Below are 2318 nucleotides of genomic sequence, written 5' to 3'. Positions count from 1 at the left end.
TACCTTGAATAACCCCAATTAAATCACTTTAAAATGGTTTCATTTAGCAAGATATTCGATTAGCACTCCATATAAATGAGTAATTGCATCTCTCACCCAAAAAGACCCGCTTATTTATGCACTCTTTAGTCTCACTATTAAATCAAACTTGGTTTGCCGTCTTTATGGGAGTCGCTCTGATCGGTGCGGTCTTATCTTCCGTGCATCATGCCGAGGTCATTGCCCATAAAACGGGTGAACCTTATGGAACTCTAGTTCTTTCGATTTGCGTGACAATTATTGAGGTATCACTAATTATCGCCATGATGCTGTCAGGCCATGAGGGTGCTGAATTTATTGCCAGAGATGCCGTCTTCGCAACAGTCATGATTGTGGTCAATGGTGTGATTGGCCTATGCATCTTTATAGGTGGCTTTAAGCATCATGAAATGTCTTTCCGAAATGAGGGAAACAACTCTGCACTAGCAGTTCTCACCTCATTGGCGACCTTCATTCTGGTGATGCCTATGGTGACTGTCAGCACCCCTGGGCCCGATTTCACCAAGAGCCAGCTTGCCTTTGTGGGCACCACCTCTTTTGCATTGTATGCAGCTTTTATCTTCTTCCAAACAGTTAGTCATCGCGACTACTACCTTCCTAAGGCAGAGGATAAAAAGACAGATAGCGATATTCACGCTGATGAGCCTAGCAATTTTAAAACTGCAGTGAGTGCTTTTCTACTGCTAGTGTCTCTTGTAGTGGTGGTTGGCTTAGCTGAAGCACTAAATCCAGCAATTGAGGCAGGCGTTAAAGCAGCAGGTGCCCCTAAAACAGTAATTGGTATCGCCATTGCTATGCTCGTTCTACTACCTGAGGGTTATGCAGCAGTTAGAGCGGCAAGAGCCAATCGCTTGCAAAGTAGCCTGAATCTGGCTTTAGGCTCAGCCCTCGCTAGTATTGGCCTAACAATTCCTACTGTGACTACATTTGCTATCTTCCTTGATTTACAAATTAGCCTAGGCATTAGCTCGCTGAATATGACTTTGATGTACCTCAGCTTCTTTATTGGTGCACTGACATTGGCTATTGGCAGAACCACCATATTACAAGGCGTAGTTCATCTAATTATCTTCTTTGAGTATTTATTCTTGAGTTTGGTGCCATAAGGGTTATTCTAGATTAGCATCAATACTGTCGTAGTTAGCTCGATAACTTGGTACTAATTTGTTTAGCGCCTTATAAAGACCCTGCACATCATCGAGTTTAATGATCCTCATTAGGCCATTCAGTTCCTCATGCAATACATTCCATTTCATGAATTCCTCTCGGGCTTTCATAATTTTAGGATGATTTGTACGCATGGGATTATTACCAATCAATAACTCTTCGTATAGTTTCTCTCCAGACCTCAAACCAATTATCTGAATATCAATATCTCCCTGGGGATTTAATTCATCTTTCAAAAGATGGCCAGACAAATGAACCATCTTTGCTGCAAGGTCATAAATCCGAACAGGCTCCCCCATGTCAAGCACAAATACATCACCCCCTTCAGCCATTGCACTAGCTTGAATTACCAACTGAGCTGCCTCTGGAATCGTCATGAAATATCGAGTAACATCAGGGTGGGTCAGAGTTATAGGGCCACCAGCTTTAATTTGAGCGCTAAAGAGTGGGGCAACAGAACCCGACGACCCTAATACATTACCAAAACGCACGATAGAGAAGATAGTTCTATGACTTTCTTTTTTTAAGTTATCAGAAAACGACTGTAACACTAATTCAGCTATGCGTTTGCTAGCTCCCATTACATTTGTTGGCCTGACAGCCTTATCTGTACTTATTAAAATAAAATGGGATGCACCAAACTCTAAGCTAGCCTCAGAACAAATGAGGGTTCCAAATACATTATTGAAAATGCCTTGTGTGGGGTTCTTCTCGACCAAAGGAACATGCTTATAAGCTGCCGCATGAAATACAGTCTCCGGACGCTGAGCTTTAAAAATTCTTCTGATTATATTTTTATCTCGAACACATGCCAAATATGAAACGATATTGACGCCCGTTTCCGATAACGCTGCGTCATTCTCTGTTCGAGCTTTTAATATTTTTAGCTCTTCTTCTATTAGGTAAAGTGCATGCTCATTATTCTCGATAAGAATGAGCATTTTTGGAGATAGTAAAATAATCTGTCGGCAGAGCTCACTTCCAATAGAACCACCCGCCCCAGTCACCAATACTGTTTTATTCAGGATATTTTCCCTCATAAGAAACATATCCGCGGGCACTACCTCGCGCCCCAATAAGTCATTCATATCAAGATCATGTAAATCTGATGC

The 2318-nt window shown here is 41.8% G+C and carries 2 protein-coding genes; one reads left to right on the top strand and one right to left on the bottom strand.

Annotation, left to right across the window (positions count from 1 at the left end):
* The first annotated feature begins 116 nt into the window (after positions 1–116).
* Complete coding sequence (locus B7Y67_RS15565; protein ID WP_293599418.1) at positions 117–1145, top strand: ionic transporter y4hA; 1029 nt, start codon at positions 117–119, stop codon at positions 1143–1145.
* A 3-nt stretch (positions 1146–1148) separates the two neighbouring features.
* Here the strand turns inward: B7Y67_RS15565 and B7Y67_RS15560 are convergent.
* Positions 1149–2318 (bottom strand): UDP-N-acetylglucosamine 4,6-dehydratase family protein (locus B7Y67_RS15560; protein WP_293599417.1); only part of this gene is annotated, 1170 nt, incomplete at its 5' end.

It is taken from the genome of Polynucleobacter sp. 35-46-11 (assembly GCF_002281105.1).
Note: the sequence above shows the minus strand (reverse complement) of the source record. Positions and strands in the feature narration are given on the sequence as shown.